The 19,865-nt window shown below is 64.0% G+C and carries 16 protein-coding genes; 12 read left to right on the top strand and 4 right to left on the bottom strand.

Annotated elements, in window-relative coordinates; all coding sequences use genetic code 11:
• Positions 1–73 precede the first annotated feature (73 nt).
• The 11 genes from EZI54_RS18145 to tal all read left to right on the top strand — a co-directional run bounded on the left by EZI54_RS18145 (position 74) and on the right by tal (position 11,750).
• A complete protein-coding gene (locus tag EZI54_RS18145) occupies positions 74–1,033 on the top strand; it encodes a sugar-binding transcriptional regulator (RefSeq protein ID WP_131483298.1) in 960 nt (319 codons plus the stop codon).
• A 137-nt stretch (positions 1,034–1,170) separates the two neighbouring features.
• Positions 1,171–2,481 carry an ABC transporter substrate-binding protein gene (locus EZI54_RS18140; RefSeq protein WP_131483297.1) on the top strand — a complete coding sequence of 437 codons (1,311 nt, stop codon included), beginning with the start codon at positions 1,171–1,173 and terminating at the stop codon, positions 2,479–2,481.
• A gap of 107 nt (positions 2,482–2,588) precedes the next feature.
• A complete protein-coding gene (locus EZI54_RS18135) occupies positions 2,589–3,479 on the top strand; it encodes a carbohydrate ABC transporter permease (protein WP_131483296.1) in 891 nt (296 codons plus the stop codon).
• A 12-nt stretch (positions 3,480–3,491) separates the two neighbouring features.
• Positions 3,492–4,310 (top strand): carbohydrate ABC transporter permease, encoded by an 819-nt coding sequence (locus EZI54_RS18130; RefSeq protein ID WP_131483295.1) that lies wholly within the window; start codon positions 3,492–3,494, stop codon positions 4,308–4,310.
• A gap of 26 nt (positions 4,311–4,336) precedes the next feature.
• Positions 4,337–5,485: an ABC transporter ATP-binding protein gene (locus tag EZI54_RS18125; RefSeq protein WP_131483294.1), complete on the top strand. Its 1,149-nt coding sequence runs from the start codon at positions 4,337–4,339 to the stop codon at positions 5,483–5,485.
• Positions 5,482–6,171, top strand: a complete 690-nt coding sequence (locus tag EZI54_RS18120) for an HAD family hydrolase (RefSeq protein ID WP_242674516.1) — start codon at positions 5,482–5,484, stop codon at positions 6,169–6,171. Before EZI54_RS18125 ends, EZI54_RS18120 begins: the two co-directional genes overlap by 4 nt.
• 19 nt (positions 6,172–6,190) lie before the next feature.
• Positions 6,191–6,979 (top strand): L-iditol 2-dehydrogenase, encoded by a 789-nt coding sequence (locus EZI54_RS18115; RefSeq protein WP_131483293.1) that lies wholly within the window; start codon positions 6,191–6,193, stop codon positions 6,977–6,979.
• A 60-nt stretch (positions 6,980–7,039) separates the two neighbouring features.
• Positions 7,040–7,687 (top strand): nucleoside triphosphate hydrolase, encoded by a 648-nt coding sequence (locus EZI54_RS18110; RefSeq protein ID WP_131483292.1) that lies wholly within the window; start codon positions 7,040–7,042, stop codon positions 7,685–7,687.
• Positions 7,688–7,721: 34 nt separating this feature from the next.
• Positions 7,722–9,203 carry a mannitol dehydrogenase family protein gene (locus tag EZI54_RS18105; protein ID WP_131483291.1) on the top strand — a complete coding sequence of 494 codons (1,482 nt, stop codon included), beginning with the start codon at positions 7,722–7,724 and terminating at the stop codon, positions 9,201–9,203.
• 52 nt (positions 9,204–9,255) lie between these two features.
• Positions 9,256–10,800 (top strand): xylulokinase, encoded by a 1,545-nt coding sequence (gene xylB, locus EZI54_RS18100; RefSeq protein ID WP_131483290.1) that lies wholly within the window; start codon positions 9,256–9,258, stop codon positions 10,798–10,800.
• Positions 10,797–11,750, top strand: coding sequence for a transaldolase (gene tal / locus EZI54_RS18095; protein ID WP_131483289.1), 954 nt, complete (start codon positions 10,797–10,799; stop codon positions 11,748–11,750). The genes xylB and tal overlap by 4 nt, the downstream gene beginning before the upstream one ends.
• A 3-nt stretch (positions 11,751–11,753) precedes the next feature.
• On the opposite strand, the gene EZI54_RS18090 is transcribed toward tal, so the two are convergent.
• Positions 11,754–12,449, bottom strand: coding sequence for an aspartate/glutamate racemase family protein (locus tag EZI54_RS18090; protein ID WP_131483288.1), 696 nt, complete (start codon positions 12,447–12,449; stop codon positions 11,754–11,756).
• Positions 12,450–12,470: 21 nt separating this feature from the next.
• Positions 12,471–17,018, bottom strand: coding sequence for a CHASE domain-containing protein (locus EZI54_RS18085; RefSeq protein WP_131483287.1), 4,548 nt, complete (start codon positions 17,016–17,018; stop codon positions 12,471–12,473).
• A 365-nt stretch (positions 17,019–17,383) separates the two neighbouring features.
• Here EZI54_RS18085 and EZI54_RS18080 point away from each other — a divergent pair, with 365 nt between their 5' ends.
• Complete coding sequence (locus EZI54_RS18080; RefSeq protein ID WP_423227010.1) at positions 17,384–18,085, top strand: SIMPL domain-containing protein; 702 nt, start codon at positions 17,384–17,386, stop codon at positions 18,083–18,085.
• On the opposite strand, the gene EZI54_RS18075 is transcribed toward EZI54_RS18080, so the two are convergent.
• Positions 18,082–18,882 (bottom strand): substrate-binding periplasmic protein, encoded by an 801-nt coding sequence (locus tag EZI54_RS18075; RefSeq protein ID WP_131483285.1) that lies wholly within the window; start codon positions 18,880–18,882, stop codon positions 18,082–18,084. The genes EZI54_RS18080 and EZI54_RS18075 overlap by 4 nt on opposite strands.
• A gap of 209 nt (positions 18,883–19,091) precedes the next feature.
• On the bottom strand, positions 19,092–19,784 hold the full coding sequence (locus tag EZI54_RS18070) for a Crp/Fnr family transcriptional regulator (RefSeq protein ID WP_131483323.1): 693 nt from the start codon (positions 19,782–19,784) through the stop codon (positions 19,092–19,094).
• Positions 19,785–19,865: the final 81 nt, after the last annotated feature.

The raw sequence follows: 19,865 nt of genomic DNA, 5'->3' as shown, positions 1-19,865 counted from the left end.
CAACAGATGTTGTGCATTGCCGGTGTGCTTGCGATGATCGGGTCACTTTGTCGCCGAGGAAGTTCGCAGCACCATGGATAAGTTCGAAGTCAAACTCGACCAGGCCGCCCGGGCCGCCTGGCTCTCCTATGTCGGTGGACGCACCCAGGACGAGATTGCCGCACAGTTGGGCGTGTCCCGCCCCGGCGTCCAGCGCCTGCTGGCCCTGGCCCGCCAGGAAGGGCTGATCAAGGTTCACATCGATCACCCCATCTCCAACTGCATGACGCTGGGCCAGGCGCTGCGCGACCAGTTCGACCTGGAGTTCTGCGACGTGGTGCCAGTCGACCCGGATGCCGAGCACAACAGTGCCCACTACGTGGCCGTGGCCGGCTGCGATCGCCTGACCCGCTACCTGGAGCGCACCGAACCGCTAACGCTCTCCCTCGGCTCCGGCCGGACCGTGCGCGCCACGGTGGAAGCGGTCAGCCGCATGGACCGGCCCCAGCATCGTTTCGTATCCCTGGTGGGCAACGTGGCCCGGGACGGCTCCTCCAACCGCTATGACGGCGTCACCGCCCTGGCGGACAAGACCGCCAGCGGCCGCTTCCTGCTGCCCGCCCCGGTGGTGGCCGGCTCCGTCGAGGAGCGCGAAGCCCTGCTGAACCAGCGCCTGTTCCAGGCCATCGCCAGCGTCGCCGCCGAGGCGGAAGTCGGCTTTATCGGCGTGGGGCCGATCAACCGCCAGGCCACCCTGTTCCAGGACGACTTCATCAACGAATCGGAACTCGACGAATTACTGAGCTGCCGCGCCGTGGGTGAACTGCTCGGCTGGCCGCTGGATGCCCAGGGCCGCATCATCGACTGCTCGGTGACCCGCCGGGTCACCAGTCCGGCGCTGGAAAGTCTGGCCCCGCAACGCCTGGTGGCGCTGGCCGGCGGCACCGACAAGGGCCCGGCCATTCTCTCCGCTTTGCGCGGCGGCTGGCTGAAGGGGCTGATTACGGACGAAGCGGCGGCCCGCTACGTGCTCGATAACGCGGTCCGGCGCTGACCGGACCGTGCCTTCGGGCGCAATTTTTTTTGCCCTTGACTGATCAATTGTTCGTGAGTAGATTCAATTGATCAAAAACAAGCAAGTGATCCGGCTTAGGACAACAACACCAATACCTCCCACAACAGGAGCAAGCCATGAAGCTCTCTTACGCACTGCCCCTCGCCGGCATGGTCGCCTTCAGCTGTTTTGCGGCCGCTGCCGAAACCGTGACCGTCGCCACGGTCAACAACAACGACATGGTCATCATGCAGCGCCTTTCGGACGCCTTCGAGAAATCCCATCCGGACATCGACCTGGAGTGGGTTGTCCTCGAAGAGAACGTGCTGCGCCAGCGCCTAACCACCGACATCGCCACCCATGGCGGCCAGTTCGACGTGATGACCATCGGCACCTATGAAGCACCCATCTGGGCACAGCGCGGCTGGCTGACGCCAATTGCCGACCTGCCGGCCGATTACAAGCCGGACGACCTGCTCAAGCCGGTCATCGACGGCCTGAGCTACAAGGACCAGCCCTACGCGCTGCCCTTCTATGCCGAAAGTTCGATGATGTATTACCGCAAGGATCTGTTCGACAAGGCGGGCATCGAAATGACCGACCAGCCCACCTGGGACGAGGTCCACGACTGGGCTGCCAAGCTTAACGATCCGGACCACGGCGTGGCCGGTATCTGCCTGCGCGGCAAGCCGGGCTGGGGCGAGAACATGGCCTTCGTGACCACCCTGGTGAACACCTACGGCGGCCGCTGGTTCGATATGGACTGGAAGCCGGAAATCGATTCCAGGGCGTGGCATGAAGCCATCAACTTCTACGTCGACCTGCTGAAGAACTACGGCCCGGCCGGCGCCAGCTCCAACGGCTTCAACGAGAACCTGGCGCTGTTCTCCCGCGGCAACTGCGCCATGTGGGTCGACGCCACCTCCGCAGCCGGCAAGCTCTACAACCCGAAAGAGTCCAAGGTCGCCGACAAGCTGGGCTTCGCGCCGGCCCCGGTCGCCGCCACCCCGAAAGGCTCCCACTGGCTGTGGTCCTGGGCCTTGGCCATCCCGTCTTCATCCGATGCCAAGGATGCGGCGGGTGAGTTCATCACCTGGGCCACTTCGCAGGACTACATCAAGATGGTCGGTGAGAAAGAGGGCTGGACCAGCGTGCCGCCGGGCACCCGCGAGTCCACCTACGCCAACGAGAAATACCAGGAAGCGGCACCGTTCGCCGATTTTGTCCTGGATGCCATCCGCGATGCCGATCCCACGGATTCCACGCTGAAGCCCTCGCCCTACACCGGGGTCCAGTATGCCGGGATTCCCGAATTCCAGGCCATTGGCACCCAGGTGGGCCAGATGATCGCCGCCGCCCTGACCGGCCAGATGTCGGTTGACCAGGCCCTCGGCAGCGCCCAGCGGGCTACCCAGCGCACCATGGAACGCGCGGGCTATATCAAGTAATCGGGGATATTGCCGGGACGGCTGCGGCTGTCCCGGCACGCCACCCGAACCGCTGAGATGAATCACGGGTCGTCTGACGGCCCCCACCCGATACCCCGGATACGACCATGAACAAACCCCGAGCTGCCGGGCGCACCGTCGGCGGACTCCGTCCCCTGGCGCTGCAGGCCCCCGCTGTCACCCTGTTGTTCCTGTGGATGATCGTGCCGCTGGCGATGACCGTCTGGTTCTCGCTCCAGCGCTACAACCTGCTGATGCCGACCATGGCCGGGTTTGCCGGTCTGGAAAACTACGAATACCTGTTCACCGACCCCGCCCTTTGGACGTCGATGATCAACACGCTGTTGCTGGTCGGTTGGGTGCTCGTGATTACTGTGGTCGGCGGTACCCTGCTGGCCGTCCTGTTCCAGCAGGAGTTCTTCGGTCGCGGCATTGCCCGGGTGCTGGTGATTTCCCCCTTCTTCGTGATGCCGACGGTCAGCGCGCTGGTCTGGAAGAACCTGATGATGCACCCGGCCAACGGCATCTTCGCCTGGATCGCCCAGCTGTTCGGCACCCAGCCGGTGGACTGGTTCTCGTCGCTGCCGCTGACCTCCATCGTCATGATCGTGGCCTGGCAATGGCTGCCGTTCGCCCTGCTGATCCTGCTCACCGCCATCCAGTCTCTGGATGAGGACCAGGTGGAAGCCGCCCGCATGGACGGCGCCGGGCCCATTGCGATTTTCTTCTTCATCACCCTGCCCCACCTGAAGCGGGCGATCAGCGTGGTGATCATGATCGAAATGATCTTCCTGCTGACGGTGTTCGCGGAGATCTTCGTCACCACCTCGGGCGGCCCGGGTCTGGCGACCACCAACCTGGCCTACCTGATCTACATCCGCGCCCTGCTGGACTTTGACGTGGGCATGGCCTCCGCCGGCGGCGTCGTCGCCATCATCCTGGCCAACATTGTCGCGATCTTCCTGGTGCGGCTCGTGGCCAGGAACCTGGAAGACTGAAGCGGAGGACCCATGAATCATTCAACGCTCAAACGCTTTGCCATCGGCCTGCTGGCCTGGGTAATTGCCTTTATCATCTTCTTCCCGATCTTCTGGATGGTGCTGACCGGTTTCAAGACCGAAGTCGACGCGGTGTCCGATCCCAGCCTGATCTTTACACCGACGCTGGACAGCTACGCCGAAGTCCAGCAGCGGGCGGACTACTTCAAGTTCGCCTGGAACAGCGTGATCGTGTCCTTCGGCTCCACCATCCTGGCACTGCTTATCGCGATTCCCTCGGCCTACTCCATGGCCTTCATGCCCACCAAGCGCACCAAGGGCACGCTGCTGTGGATGCTGTCCACCAAGATGCTGCCGCCGGTGGGGGTGCTGGTGCCCATCTACCTGCTGTTCCGGGATACCGGGTTACTGGATACCCGGACCGGCCTGGTTATCGTCTACACGCTGATGAACCTGCCGATCGTGGTGTGGATGCTCTACACCTTCTTCAAGGACCTGCCCAGGGACATCCTGGAAGCCGGTCGCATGGACGGCGCCAGCACCCTGCAGGAGGTGCTCTACCTGCTGATGCCGCTGACCCTGCCGGGGATCGCCTCCACCGGTCTGCTGTCGGTCATCCTGAGCTGGAACGAGGCCTTCTGGAGCCTCAACCTGACCACCTCGCAGGCCGCACCGCTGACGGCCTACATCGCCTCTTTCTCCAGTCCCGAGGGGCTGTTCTGGGCGAAACTCTCCGCCGCCTCCACGATGGCCATCGCGCCCATCCTGGTCTTCGGCTGGCTGACCCAGAAACAGATGGTCCGGGGCCTGACCTTCGGCGCCGTCAAGTAGCCGTCTTCAAATAGAAAGGTTTCAACATGGCAACGCTTCAACTGAAAAACGTCATCAAGGAATTCGGCGACACCCACGTGATCAAGGGTGTGGACCTGGAAGTGAAGGACCGGGAGTTCGTCGTGTTCGTCGGGCCGTCGGGCTGCGGCAAGTCCACGCTCTTGCGCATGATCGCGGGCCTGGAGAGCGCCTCCGACGGCGATATCGTCATCGACGGCAAACGCATGAACAACATCGGCCCGGCCGAACGGGGTCTGGCCATGGTGTTCCAGAGCTACGCGCTCTATCCGCACATGACGGTCGAGGACAACATGGGCTTCAGCCTGCGGCTGGCCGGGGTCTCCAAGGCCGAGCGCAAGGAGAAGGTGCTGGACGCCGCCCGCATACTGCAACTGGAAAACCTGCTGGACCGCAAGCCCAAGGCCCTGTCCGGCGGCCAGCGCCAGCGGGTGGCCATTGGCCGGGCCATCGTGCGCAACCCCAGCATCTTCCTGTTCGACGAGCCGCTGTCCAACCTGGACGCGGCCCTGCGGGTGCAGATGCGGGTGGAGCTGGCGCGGCTGCATGAAGAGCTGGACGCCACCATGATCTACGTGACCCACGACCAGATCGAGGCCATGACCATGGCCGACAAGATCGTGGTGCTGCAGGGCGGCGTAGTGGAACAGGTGGGCTCGCCGATGGAACTGTACCACCACCCCCGCAACCGCTTCGTGGCCGGCTTTATCGGCTCGCCGACCATGAACTTCCTGCCGGTGGACTTCCAGGATGCCAACGCCGACGGCGTGCAGGTGACCCTGCCCGGCGGCCAGGACTGCCGGGTTCCGGTCAACGGTGAAGAACTGACGGCCGGCGCCAGGCTGGAACTGGGCATCCGGCCCGAACACCTGAGTCTGGACGACAATGGCCCGATGAGCGGCAGGATCCAGGTCATCGAGCGCCTCGGCGGCGCCACCTCCCTCTATGTCCAGATGGATCACGGCATGATCACCGTGGTGGCCGACGGCGACATCGAGCACAAGGTGGGCGATACCATCCACTATGGCTTCGAGTCGTTCCGCGGTCACCTGTTCCGGGAGGATGGCCTGGCCCTGGAAAGCCTCCAGCGCCACCCGCTCACCGCCATCGACCGCCAGGCCAACCGGGCCCCGACGGACTCCGGAGACAACCCGTGAGGTCACCGATGGAAACGCTGATCTTCGACTGCGACGGCGTCCTGGTGGACAGCGAGGTGATCGCCGAAGCGACCCTCGTCGAGCAACTGCGGGACTGGCTGCCGGACCTGCAGGCGGATACCGTGCTGCACCATGCCCTGGGTATGACCACGGAAAACATCCTGCTGCACCTGGAAGCCCTCAGCAGCCACGCGTTGCCGGCGGATGCCCTGCCGCGGATCGACCATGCCATCGAGGCCCGCTTGGCCAGGGAATTGCAGCCGATCGACGGCGTCGTCGACACGCTGAGCCGGCTCCCCCTGCCCCTGGCCATCGCCTCCAACTCCAGCCGCTTCCGGGTGCGCAACTCCCTCGCAACCACCGGGCTTGATGCCTGGCTGGGGGAGGTGCCGCTGTTCACCGCCGAACAGGTAGCCCTGCCCAAGCCGGATCCTGGTGTCTACCTGCTGGCGACCCGGGAACTGGGCTGTTCGCCGCAGGACTGCCTGGTGGTGGAAGACAGCGTTTCCGGCGTCACCGCCGCCCGTGCGGCCGGCATGACCGTGATCGGCTTTACCGGCGCCAGCCATATCCCGCCGGACCATGCCGAACACCTGAAAGAGGCCGGGGCCTGGCGCATCCTGCGCCACATGACCGGCCTGGAGGCACTGGTAAGCGAGTGGCGCCAAAGACGCCATCCCGCCTGATCGAGAGGAATACCCGTTTATGAAACTGCAGGACAAAGTCGCCGTGATTACCGGCGGTGCCCGAGGCATTGGCCGGGCCATCGCAGAGCGTTACCTGGCAGAAGGCGCCCGGGTGGTGGTGGCCGATATCGACCAGGCCGCCATCCACACAGCGGTGGAGGATATCCGCAGCACCCTGACCGGGCCGGACCGGATCATCGGCGAGCCGCTGAATGTCTGCGACCGGGACGCCATCAATGCCCTGGTACGGAACGTCACCGGGCGTTGGGGCGGTATCGATATCCTGGTCAACAACGCAGCGGTGTTTGATATGGCGCCGGTGCTGGAAGCCACCGAAGAGAGTTACGACCGCCAGTTCAACGTGAACGTCAAGGGCATGTTCTTCACGCTCCAGGCCGTGGCCCAATCCATGGTCGATCGCGGGCAAGGCGGCAAGATCATCAACATGTCGAGCCAGGCGGGCCGGCGCGGCGAGGCGCTGGTGAGCCTGTACTGCGCCTCCAAGGCCGCTGTCATCAGCCTCACCCAATCCTGTGGCCTGGACCTGATCAAATACGGTATTAACGTAAATGGTATCGCGCCCGGTGTCGTGGACACCCCCATGTGGGATGAGGTCGATGCCCTGTTCGCGCGATACGAGAACCGTCCGCTGGGCGAGAAGAAACGCCTGGTGGGCGAAGCGGTGCCCTACGGCCGGATGGGCCGCCCCGAGGATCACGCCGGGGCCGCCGTGTTCCTGGCCAGTGAGGACGCCGACTATGTGGTCGCACAGACACTGAATGTGGATGGCGGTAACTGGATGAGCTGACGACTGTGGGACGGTCAGCCTTCCGAGGGCTGCCCGGAACACCTTGTCGGAGACGGAACCATGACACCCAATATCGCCCAGATCGTTGATCGCATCCTGGCGGCTGCCGAACAGCACGAGCGCCTGATCGTGGCCCTGGCCGGACCGCCAGCTGCCGGCAAGTCGACCTTGTCGGAACGCCTGGCCGAGTTGCTGAACCGCGAGGTGCCCGGCAGCACCGTGGTGGTCCCTATGGACGGTTACCACTACGACAACGCCGTGCTGGAACCGCGCGGACAGGTACCGATCAAGGGCGCACCAGAAACGTTCAATCCCGAGGGCCTGCTGTGGGATCTGCAACGTATACGCAACAACCTGGGCGACGTCGCGGTGCCGGTGTTCGACCGGCCGCTCGACCTGGCCCGGGCCGGCGGGCGGATCGTCACGCCGGCGCACCGCATCGTGATCGTCGAGGGCAACTACCTGCTGCTCGACCGGGATCCCTGGCGGACGCTGCACGACCTGTTCGATCTCAAGCTGTTCCTGGAGGTGCCGGATGAATTGCTGGCCGCCCGCCTGCTCCGCCGCTGGCAGGACATGGGCCAGGACGAGGCCGGCGCCCGGGCCAAGACCTACGACAAGGACATGCTCAACAGTCGCCTGGTGAAACAGGCGTCCATCGAACCCGATATCCGCTGGGTCGCCGAAGACGAGCGCATACCCACGTGACAGAAACCCACCCTTGCTCCAACAGGAGGTAACGATGACCCGTCTCTCCCGCAAACAGCTCAACCGTCTCGATAGCCGGGTCGCCGTGCCCGGATACGACCGGCAATCCGTCACGGCGGGCATCGTGCATTTCGGCGTGGGCGGCTTTCACCGGGCCCACCAGGCCATGTACCTGGACCAACTCATGAACGACGGCAAGGCGCTGGACTGGGGCATTATCGGCGTGGGCGTGATGCCGGGCGACCGGCGCATGCAGGAGGTCCTGGCGGCCCAGGACCACCTGTACACCCTGGTGGTCAAGCATGCCGATGGCCATTACGACGCCCGGGTGATCGGCAGCCTGGTGGATTACCTGTTCGCACCGGACGACCCCGATGCCGTGATCGAACGCATGGCGGATCCCGCCATTCGCATCGTGTCGCTGACGGTGACCGAGGGCGGTTACAATTTCCACCCGGTCACCGGCGAATTCAACGTCTCCAACCTGGACGTGCAGCAGGACCTGGCCAACCCGGAGCGACCCCGCACCACCTTCGGCCTGGTCACCGAAGCCCTGCGCCGTCGCCGTGAGCGGGGCATTCCACCGTTCACCGTGATGTCCTGCGACAACATCCAGGGCAATGGCGAGGTGGCCCACCGCATGTTCACCGCCTACGCCCGGCGCCGGGATGCGGAACTGGCGGAATGGATCGAGGCCAATGTGACCTTCCCCAACTCCATGGTGGACCGCATCACCCCGGTCACCACCGGCGAAGACATCGCCGAGCTGCAATCCCGGTTCGGCATCGAAGACCGCTGGCCGGTGGTCTGCGAGCCGTTCACCCAGTGGGTACTCGAAGACAGGTTTGTCGACGGCCGTCCGCCGGTGGAAGACGCCGGCGTCCAGGTGGTCGGTGACGTGGAACCCTACGAGCTGATGAAGCTGCGCTTGCTCAATGCCAGCCACCAGGCGCTGTGCTATTTCGGTTACCTGAGCGGCTACCGCTACGCCCACGAAGTCTGCCAGGATCCGCTGTTCGTCGAGTTCCTGCTGGCCTACATGGAAAACGAAGGCAGCCCGACCCTGGCGGATGTGCCCGGCGTCGATCTGGACGAATACCGGCATACGCTGATCGAGCGCTTTGCCAACCCGGAAATCAAGGACACCCTGGCCCGGCTGTGCGCCGAAAGCTCCGACCGGATTCCCAAGTGGCTGCTGCCGGTCATTCGCGAACAGTTGGACAGCGGCGGCGAGATACACCGGGCCGCCGCCGTGGTGGCCAGTTGGGCCCGCTATGCGGAAGGCACCGACGAAGATGGCCAGCCTATCGACGTGGTCGATCCTCTCAAGGACCGACTGATGGCCATTGCCGCCGAAAGCCGGACCCATCCCACGGCATTCGTCGAGAACCGGGAGCTGTTCGGCGACCTGGGCGACCAGCCCCGCTTCCGTGATGCCTTCCTGGCCGCGCTCTACAGCCTGCGGTCATCCGGGGCACGGGCCACCGTGGATGCGCTGGTGAAGGGGGTTCTGTGAAACAACGTCTATGCTTGAGGGTCTCAATCGGTATCGACACAAGGAGAGTCTCATGTACGTAGGCGCAGACTGTGGCACCCAAAGCACGAAAGTGGTGGTGGTCGACCCGGAACACGGCCGTATTCTCGGCGAGGGCAGCCGGCCGCATGAGCTGATCGAAGGCGCCAATGGCCGCCGGGAGCAGGATCCGGAAGCCTGGATGCATGCGTTTGTCGAGGCCCTGGGTGAGGCGATCGGGCAGGCCGGCATCGATCCCAGGGCGATCCGCGCCATTGGCATTTCCGGTCAGCAGCATGGGCTTGTCGCCCTCGACCGGGACGGCCAGCCGGTGCATCCGGCCAAGCTCTGGTGCGACACGGAGACCGCCCGCCACAACAGCCAACTGGTGGAGCAACTGGGCGGCGAGGAAGGCTGCATCGAACGGCTCGGCCTGGTACTCCAGACCGGCTATACCGCGTCCAAACTGGCCTGGCTGCGGGAGATCCATCCGGACGCCTACCGTCGCATCGACAGCATCCTGCTGCCCCACGACTACCTCAACTTCCGTCTGACGGGCGAGAAGGTGGCGGAAGCCGGCGACGCCTCCGGGACCGGCTACTTCGATACCCGGACCCGGCGGTGGCGAGAGGATGTTTTCAACGTCATTGCGCCGGAACTAGACCCGGCCCGGGTGCTGCCGCGGCTGATCCATTCCCGGGAGCTGGCCGGCACGGTCACGCCGGACATGGCGGCCCGCCTGGGGCTGGCGGACAACGTCATCGTTGCCAGCGGCGGCGGCGACAACATGATGGGCGCCATCGGCACCGGCAACATCCAGCCCGGCCTGGTGACCGTCAGCCTGGGCACCTCCGGAACCGTCTACGCCTATTCGACGGAGCCCGTGATCAGCGACGGGGCCATGGTGGCCAATTTCTGCGCCAGCAGCGACGGCTGGCTGCCGCTGGCCTGCACCATGAATGTCACCTCGGCCACCACCCTGGTCCGCCAGCTGTTCGGGCTGAACCTGACCGATTTTGGCGATCGCGTGGCCCAGGCCCCCATCGGGTCGAAGGGGGTGACGGTGCTGCCCTTCTTCAACGGCGAACGCGTCCCCATGCTGCCCCATGCCACCGCCAGTTTTATCGGCCTCGACAACCTGAACACGACCCAGGCCAACCTGTGCCGGGCCGTGGTCGAAGGGGCCACCTTCGGCCTGCGCTATGGCCTGGAACACCTGGGAGACCTGGCCCAGGGCGCCAGCCAGATCCGGCTGATCGGCGGCGGCGCCCGCTCACCGGTGTGGCGCCAGATTGTCGCCGATGTGCTGGGGGCCGATGTGATCTGCCCGCGCATCAACGAAGCGGCTGCGCTGGGCGCGGCCATCCAGGCCGCCTGGTGTCACGGCCAGGTCGCCGGCCATGGCCCGTCACTGGAACACCTGTGCGACCGTTTGGTGAGCCTCGACGACAGCACGCTGGCCCGGCCCGACACCCAGAACCGGGAAGCCTACGAGACCGTCTACCGGCGCTATCGGGCGGCTCTCGAAGAACGCTACGGCGTGACGCTCCAGACCACGCTTCGCACGCCTCACACAGCCATCACAGGAGGAGGACCATGACCCAACTCGATGCCCTGAAACGCCACTCCCTGATCGTGGCCGATACCGGCGACCTGGAAGCAATCCGCCGCTACCAGCCCCACGACGCCACCACCAATCCATCCCTGATCCTCAAGGCCTTCGGGCTGGACAGCCAGCAACACCTGATCGACGCCACGCTGTCGAAACTGAAGAACGAGTTCAGTGACCCGCAGACGCGGATCGAGAAGGCGGTGGACCGGCTGTCCGTCACCATCGGCACCGAGATCGCCAGCATGATTCCGGGACGGGTGTCCACCGAGGTACCGGCGCGGCTGTCCTTCGATACCGAGGCCAGCATCCACAAGGCCCACGACCTGATCGAGGACTATGATCGGCATGGCGTCGGTCGGGAACGGGTACTGATCAAGCTGGCCTCCACCTGGGAGGGAATCCGCGCCGCCGAGCGGCTGGAGCGCGATGGCATCCAGTGCAACCTGACGCTGCTGTTCTCCGACGCCCAGGCCCAGGCCTGCTTCGACGCCGGCGTGTTCCTGGTCTCCCCTTTCGTCGGCCGGGTGACGGACTGGTACAAACAGCATACGGGCGAAACCTATACGCCGGAGACGGATCCCGGCGTCAGGTTCGTGCGGGGCGTCTGCGCACGTGTCGAAAAAGGCGGCTACGAAACGGTGGTGATGGGTGCCAGCTTTCGCAACACCGGGCAGGTACTGGCGCTGGCCGGCTGCAATCGCCTGACCATTTCCCCGGCCCTGCTGGAAGAACTGGCCGCCGACGACGGCGCAGTGGCACCGCAGATCCATGGTCGTGACAGCGGGCGTCAGCGCCCGGCGCCGATGACGGAATCCGACTTCCGCTGGGGACACAACGAAGACCCCATGGCGACGGACAAGCTGGCCGAGGGGATCCGGCGTTTTGCCGCGGACCAGGACGAGCTTGAGCACCTGATCGCCGAACGCCTGGCGGGCTGACGGTCAATCCGTAAGGGCGCGTTCAACCGCCTGCTCGGCGTGGATACGGGTGGTGTCGTAGAGCGGCACGCCGGTGTCGTCCGGCCCCACCAGCAGCGCGATTTCGGTACAGCCCAGGATGACCGCCTCGGCACCGGCCTCGTAGAGCCTCTGGATGACGGCCAGGAAAGCGTCCCGGGAGTCGTCGCTGATGACGCCCTGGCACAGTTCCTCGAAGATCACCCGGTGAATAACGGCCTGTTCGTCAGCATCCGGTACCCGCACGTCGAGACCAAACCGCTCGGCCATGCGGCCCTTGTAGAAATCCTGTTCCATGGTGTAGCGGGTGCCGATCAGGCCGACCCGGTCGATGCCGTCCGCCAGCAGTCGCTCGGCGGTGGCATCGGCGATGTGCAACAGCGGGATGGAAATGGCGTCTTCGATCTGCGGCGCCACCTTGTGCATGGTGTTGGTGCCGATCAACAGGAAGTCGACGCCGGCCGCTTCCACCGAGCGGGCGGCGATAGAGAGCAGACGCGCCGTTTCCTCCCAGTCGCCGCTGCGCTGGAGGGGTTCGATCTCGGCGAAATCCACGCTGTAGAGGCAGATCTTCGCGGAATGCAGACCGCCCAGCCGCGCCTTGACGCCCTCATTGAGCGCCCGATAGTAGCTGACCGTCGATTCCCAGCTCATGCCGCCCAGTAATCCAATGGTTTTCATTGTTCCTCCGCGCCGACGCGCCTACAGTTCATCCAGTACCGATTTGACCCACTCAAAGTCCAGACGGCGCATGGCCTGCTCCGCTTCCGCCATGCTGGACGGTGGGAGCATCTCCGCCAACGCATCCCGGTATTGCAGGAACAACGCCTGGGCCTTCCGGTTATGCTGTGCCAGCATGTCCCGCAATTCCGCCAGGGCCTCGGCATCCAGCTCGGGCTTTTCCCCGGTTTCGGCTGCGGCCTGATATTCGGCGAGCCAGTCGCGGACAGCATCGAGCACGCGCCGGTATCCGGTGGCCAGCGAATTCCACTGGCCGCCCAGATCGGCATCCGGCGTCGCTCGCAGGGTCTGTTCCAGCTCCTGGGCCTGGTCGGCGAATGCCCGGGCCCCGATGGTTCCCAGCGAGCCGCGCAGCGTATGCAGACAACGAGCGGCTTCGGAGGCCTTGCCGGAGACCCAGAGATGGCGGGCCTCGTCGATCGGCGTCATGCCCCGTTCGACGATACCGGCCACCACGCCGATCAGCGACCGGCCGGCTTCCGGGCTGGCCTGCACCAGACCGTTCAGGCTGCTGAAGTCCACCCAGGGCTCGGCCGTCTCCAGCGGTTCGCCCTGCGGTGTGGGTCGCGCCGGTCGCTCGCGGCCGATGCCGAGATGTTCCGCGATGATGGTGATCAACGCCACCTCATCCACCGGTTTTCCGATAAAGCCATTCATGCCGGCCCGACGGCACTCGGACCGTTCGCTGTCCAGCACGCCGGCGGACATCGCCAGGATCGGCAAGGTCGCTTTCAGCTCGCTACGGATCTTCCGGGTGGCCGTGATCCCGTCCATCACCGGCATCTGTACGTCCATCAGTACCAGGTCGTAGGCGTCGTCACTATCAGCAAGCGCACCCACGGCCGCCTGGCCATTGGGCGCAATCGACACCTCGGCTCCGGCGTACTCAAGAAAACCGGCCGCCACGGTCTGGTTCAGGGGATTGTCCTCCACCAGCAGGATATGGGTTCCCGCCAGGCGGCCCGCCAGCTCGCTTGTTCTAGGTTCGGTGGCCGCCGCGTCACCGGACTTGGATGCCATGAGCTCGTGCAGCCGGTCGTACAGCTGCGAGCTGGTCACCGGCTTGAGCAGGACCGCATCCACCAACTCGATATCCGGCGACGACATGACCTGGACCTGCTCGAATGCGCTGGCCAGCAGGATCACGGTGGCGTTGTCATAACGCTTCAGGCGGCGGACACAACGGGCCAGTTCCATGCCATTCATTTCCGGCATGTCGTAGTCGATCAGGAACAGGTCATAGGACACGGCCTGATCCAGCCGCTCTTCGGCCTGCCGGGCCCGGCCCAGGCTCTCCACCTGCCATTTCCAGCCCTGCAGGGTCTTGCCCAGGTAGTCCCGGGACGTGGCATTGTCATCAACCAGCAGCACGCGCTGCCGGCCCATGATACGCATCACTTCCGGTTCGATCCCGAATCCGGCGATGGTCAGCGGCAGCGATACGATGAACTCGCTGCCCTGCCCCGATTCACTGTTGACCCGAATCTCGCCGCCCATCAGGTAGACCAGCTTATGGGAAATCGTCAGGCCCAGGCCGGTGCCGCCGAAGCGGCGTGTGGTGGACGAATCCGCCTGGGCAAACGCCTGGAACAGCTTCTGCAGCTGCATCGGAGAGATGCCGATTCCGGTATCCCGCACCAAGAACTCGAACGTGCCTTGCTTGTCCCGGCGATCGACAAGACGCACCAGCAGGGAAACCTCCCCTTCCTCGGTAAACTTGATGGCGTTGCTCAACAGGTTGATCAGGACCTGGCGAATGCGCAGTTCGTCCCCCACCAATTCCCTAGGGACATCAGGCTCGACACCGATGGCCAGCTCCAGCTGTTTGCCGGAGGCGTCGAGCGACATGATCGATGCCAGGTTGCTGGTCATTTCGTCCAGATTGAAGGCGTCCCGGGTCAGTTCCATTCGGCCCGCCTCGATCTTGGAAAAATCCAGGATGTCGTTGACGATCCCCAGCAGGGAGCGACCCGCAGCCTGCACCATATTGACGTATCGCCGCTGGTCCGGTGTCAGCGGCGTGCGCGCCAGGATCTGGGTCATGCCCAGCATCGCATTCATGGGCGTTCGGATTTCGTGACTCATATTGGCCACGAACTCCGTCTTGGCCCGGCTGGCCGCTTCGGCAACCTGACGGGCCTCATCCAGTCGCAATTCCGCCAGACGCTGCTCCGTCACGTCGCGGAGAATGACACCGAAGAATGTCTCGCCGGCACTCTCCCACTTGGAAAGAGACAGCTCCGCCGGGAACGTCTCGCCGTCGCGACGGCGGCACTGCAGTCGAATGTCATGCTCGGACAGACGTGCATTGGAGTAGCCGGTGAGCTCGTCGATTTCCGCCAGCCGCGTCTGGCGTTCGTCGTAGGACAGCAGCATCGGCCAGCGCCGGCCCGCGACCTCTTTCGGGGTGTAGCCGAAGATCACCATGGCGGCCCGGTTCCACGACTGGATATGGCCATTGCCATCGATCATGAAAATGGCTTCGTTGGCGCTCTCCGCCAGCGTGGTAAACCGGCTCTCCGACTCACTCAGGGCATCCGTCATCTCCCGGGCCAGCCGAACCGCCTTGGTACGGGTGAGCGCCAGTGCCCGGATGAAGGAGAACAGCAGCAGACTGATCAGCACGCCGCCCACGAGAACGATATGCGCCTTCTGGAAATCGATCGAACGGGCGAAGGCCGGCAGGGCATTCAGCCGCAGCGTCCATTGCAGATCCGCCACCGGCAGCTTCGAGACCCGTGTTATGTATGGTCCCGCAGCGGATAGGGCATCGAGCTTGGGACTCCGGTACATCAGGGCATCGGGATCGCTACCGTCGCCATCGAAGACCTCCAGGGCAATGGTGGGAAAGTCATCCCCCAGTATTCCCTCGATCAGGTCATCCATGCGGAACGGGCTGTAGGTATACCCCATGATGTGCGCGCGCCGGTCTTCAATCGTTGCCGGCGTATCGTCCGTATCGTAGACCGGCACGTACATCAGGAAACCCGCCTGCACCCCGACCCGGGTTTCCTGCACCAGGGTGATCCGGTGGCTCAGGGCCACCTCCCCCATGTCCCGGGCCCGGATCATCGCCCAGCGGCGATTGCCTTCGGAGAACATGTCATAGCCTTGTGCCCGTTGATTGCGCCAGTCGTTGGGTTCCAGGTAAGTCACCGGCACATAGATCGTACGGATGCCTTCCGGCTCGATCGCAAAGTCCGCATAGCCCTGCCGGCGCATCTGCCTCTCGAACCCATTCCTGGCGTCAACGCCATCGAGATAGGCCGCATACCCCACCCCCTGGATACCGGGATAATTCTCATTGATACGCAACTCCCGCACATAGCGACGCCAATCCCCGGCGGTCACGGTATCGGAGCCATAGAACAGGCCGACCGCGCCTCTCAGCACCTGCTGGTAGTCATGGATACGATCGGTAATCCGCATGCTGATCTCGTTGGACAGGTAATCGAAGCGCCTCTCCGCGTCCTCTTCCAGGTTGTTGGTCGTCACCCGCCAAGCCAGTGCCGTCAACGCCAGCGCCGCCATCAACACCAGCCAGGGAGGGATAAAGTCCCTCATGAACCGGCTCTGTCCGTGGCCCCGCTCCGTCAGGTCAGCCGCCAGCATCAGCCCGGTCACCACCCAAAGCAGCAGAAAGCCGTCCAGCGCGACCAGCGAGGCATACACCGTCTGGAACTCAAACGGCCCCTTACCCGACAACGTGGCGCCAACCGCAACGGCCGCGATCGCCGCGTTCAGGGTGGATACGCCCCGCAAGCCGAATGAGTAGGCGGAGAGCCCCAGGCAGGGGATATAAAGGAACACCAGCAACTGCTGGGCATCGGCGCTCGCCAGTCCCGGCCAGAAAACCAGCAGGCTGATGGCGCTGTACGCCAATACCAGCCCTGTGGCGATCCACCAGCTTCCCCGCCCGACCGGTTCACCATGGATGCGAAGGAGAGAAACCACCAGCGGCACGATCACCAGAAGCCCCACGGTGTCGCCCAGCCACCAGATGCCCAGGGTCGATGTAAGGGCCGCCCTGGGTATGTAGCCGCAGAGCATCAGTGCCGTCGCACCCAAGGCGGCACTGATCACACAGGCTAAGACAGCGATCCCGACAAAACGGAAGACGTGCAGCAACCGGTCGAACGACCGCCGGCCACCGGCAAGACGGCGGATGATATAGGCCGCGGTCAGCGCTTCCAGGGTGTTGCCCGTCGCTATCGCCAGGGACGCAGGCAAGGTGACGGCCAGGTCCTCCATTCCCGACGGGAAACTGATCAGGTTAACGATGAAGGCACCGACGGTAATAGCGGGCCACAAGCGAAGACCACCCAACAGCAATGCGGAAACAGCAATCCCCGTCGGTGGCCAGATGGGCGAGACGTTGGTTGCGGAAAACGCCAGTTTCAGGCTGAAATAGGCAACCAGCACATAGACGACAGCCAGGACAGCACCAGCCAGCCAACGCCCCGAGGGAGACGCGATGTCCTCATCGCCTTCCAGCAGACTACTCAGCATCCTTGAGCTCCTGTTCCGTCATCCCTGCTACTGCATGGTCTACAGAGGGGGCTACTCGATGATCGAAGGGCTATACCCATCTCCTACGGGCAGCCTTCAGCGGGCCAAAGATCCAGACATCCCAGGATGATCATTAAACCTGGGTATCCTTCTAATCATAGACGCTGTCACCGATGACGACGAACTTCGTACCGAGGTGGGTAGGCGGCTAAATAGCCACGCCATTCAATTGCATGGCATCATGGCGGCACATAAGCCGCGACCCCAGCCGGCTCACCCCCTTGTACCCCATTCGGATTCAGCGGTTGATCCGCCGAGTCGCCATCGGGTGCAGCCCACTCAACAAGGAGCCCCATGTGAGAGTTCTGTCCAGCGTCATCGTCGCCATTGGATTGATTGCCGCCGCCTGGATCGGCGCCAACGGACTGCGGGACCTGCGTACCGGGGATCGCTTCGTGACCGTCAAGGGCGTGGCGGAACGTCAGGTTCAGGCGGATGTGGCGCTCTGGCCGCTGCGCTTCGTCGCTACGGGCGACACCCTGGCGGAAGCCCAGGATCAGGCCCGCAAGAGCCGGGAAAGTATCCTGGCCTTCCTCAAGCTGCAGGCCATCGATGCCGGCGCCATGGAACTGCAGCGTCTGGACGTGACCGACACCCAGGCCAACCCCTACCAGAACAACACCGGCGGCAAGCGCTTCATCATCAACCAGACCCTGATGGTGCGCTCGCAGGAGATCGACAAGGTCCAGCAGGCGGCCCAGGCCGTCAGCGACCTGGTGGACTCCGGCGTGGTCCTCTCCAGTGACTACGGATCCGGCGGCCCCACCTACCTCTTCAACGGGCTCAACGACATCAAACCGGAGATGATCGCCGAGGCGACGGCATCGGCACGGGAAGCGGCCCAGCAGTTCGCCAAGGATGCCGGCACCGATGTGGGCGGGATGCGCCGGGCCAACCAGGGCGTGTTCCAGATCCTGCCCCGTGACCCGGCGCCGGGAATTACCGAGGAACAGCAACCGGTGAAGACGGTGCGCGTCGTCTCCACCCTGGAGTATTACCTGGACTAGTCGCCAATACCGTAGCGCTCCTTGATGGCGTCAATCGTGCCGTCTTCCCGGGCCTTGTCCAGTCCCGCCTGGAGTTTCGCCACCAGTGCGGGATCGGTCTGGTTGCTGACCGCCAGGTACATCGGCGTTTCGCGGAAGACCAGCACCGGACGAAGCCCGGCAATATCGCCGTTCTCCTTGGCCACCAGCGGGCCCACCAGGCCGTCGGTCACCCAGAGATCCACCTGACCGAGGACCAGCCGCCGTGGGTTCTGTTCGTCAGTGACGGAGGCGGTCACATTGAACCCCTTCTTGAGCAGGTAATCGGTCATGACATCGCCCTTGTAGCCGGCGATTTTCATGTCCTTGGCATCTTCCAGCGATTTCAGCTTGATATTGGAATCGGGCGCGGCAAACAGGGTCCAGCGAATCGACGCCAGCGGCCCCACCCACTGGAACTGGTCTTCGCGGTCGTCGGTGCGTGCCGTGCAGAACAGCGCGTGATTCTTGTGCTCCTGGACCCACCGATAGGCGAAGCTCCAGTCTCGCATCTTCATTTCGTACTTATAGGGGGTATTGGCCATCAGGGCTTCGACCATTTCGGTACAGATGCCGCCGATGTCTTCCCGCTTGTGCGCGAAGTTCTTGCCGGTTTCGGAGACGTTATAGGGCGGGTAGTTCTCGGTAAAGATTCGGAAGAGCGTGTTATCAGCCCGGGCCGCGGGCGCGGCCAGCAGGCACATCAACAGGAGCGCCAGCCCGAAACGGGCCTGGCCGGTGACGATTCCGGCACAACCGGTGCCGGTGGAAGTCGGCATTGTCATGTCCTCTGCACAAAGGATCGAGTTGTTGGAGTCTCAGGCCATCAGAACCCGCTGGCCTGACCGACCAGCGGACCGCCACCCTGGCAAGCCTGGGCGTTTTGGTCAATCCGGTTGGTCGCTTTGGTCACCCGATGATCATTGCGGTTTTCAACGGAGATTGGAAGCCCCTCCCTGTTTCGCTTGGTTACAGACTTTGATGTCGCTCAATCGCAGGTGGACACATGCTGCTCCAGCGCGACCGGATCGGTGACGGTGACCCGGCCGTAGCTGAAAGCGATCAGCCCTTCCGCTTCAAAGGCCTTGAGCACTTTGTGCACTCCCTGGCGGGTCATCCCCATCATGCCGGCCAGATGCTCCCGGGTCAGGCGAAAACTGACCGGTTCCCGACCGATGCGCCCGCCGTTGTGCATCTGCGCCAGGAACATCAGACGGCGCCCCACCCGGGCCGGAATGCCGCGCAGGGCGTCGTCCTCGATCAGGGACATGGTCGCCCACAGGCGCTGGCTGAGCAGATCCAGCACCACCGGATAGCTCTGTGGATAACGCCGCATCAGGTCGCGGAAGACGTCACCGGGCAGATCGACGATCACCGCCCTCTCGTGGGCACGGGCGCCGTAGACGCGGGGCGTATCCGGCGAAAACACGGTGTCGCCGAACCAGGTCCCGTGATCGAAGATCATCAATACCGCCTCGCGACCCTCGGCGTTGAACGAACAGATGCGCACCCCGCCTTCGGCGATCACGCAAATGCCGGACTGCAGGGAGCCCTTCTCGTAGATCAGCTCATCCACCTCGAAGCGGCGGACACGGGCATGCCTGGCAGCCTCTTCGACGGCTTCGTCCGGGAAACCGGAAAAGATCGGGCAGCGGCGGATAACGCGGAAGATGTCGGTCATCGGCACAGTGTAAACCAAACCCTGACCGTGCGAGACGGGTCGGCGATGCTCACCACAATGTCAATCCATTGACAGTGTTTG

This window comes from Marinobacter halodurans (assembly GCF_004327985.1).
Lineage (GTDB): Bacteria > Pseudomonadota > Gammaproteobacteria > Pseudomonadales > Oleiphilaceae > Marinobacter_A > Marinobacter_A halodurans.
This window is presented reverse-complemented; position numbering and strand designations above follow the sequence as displayed.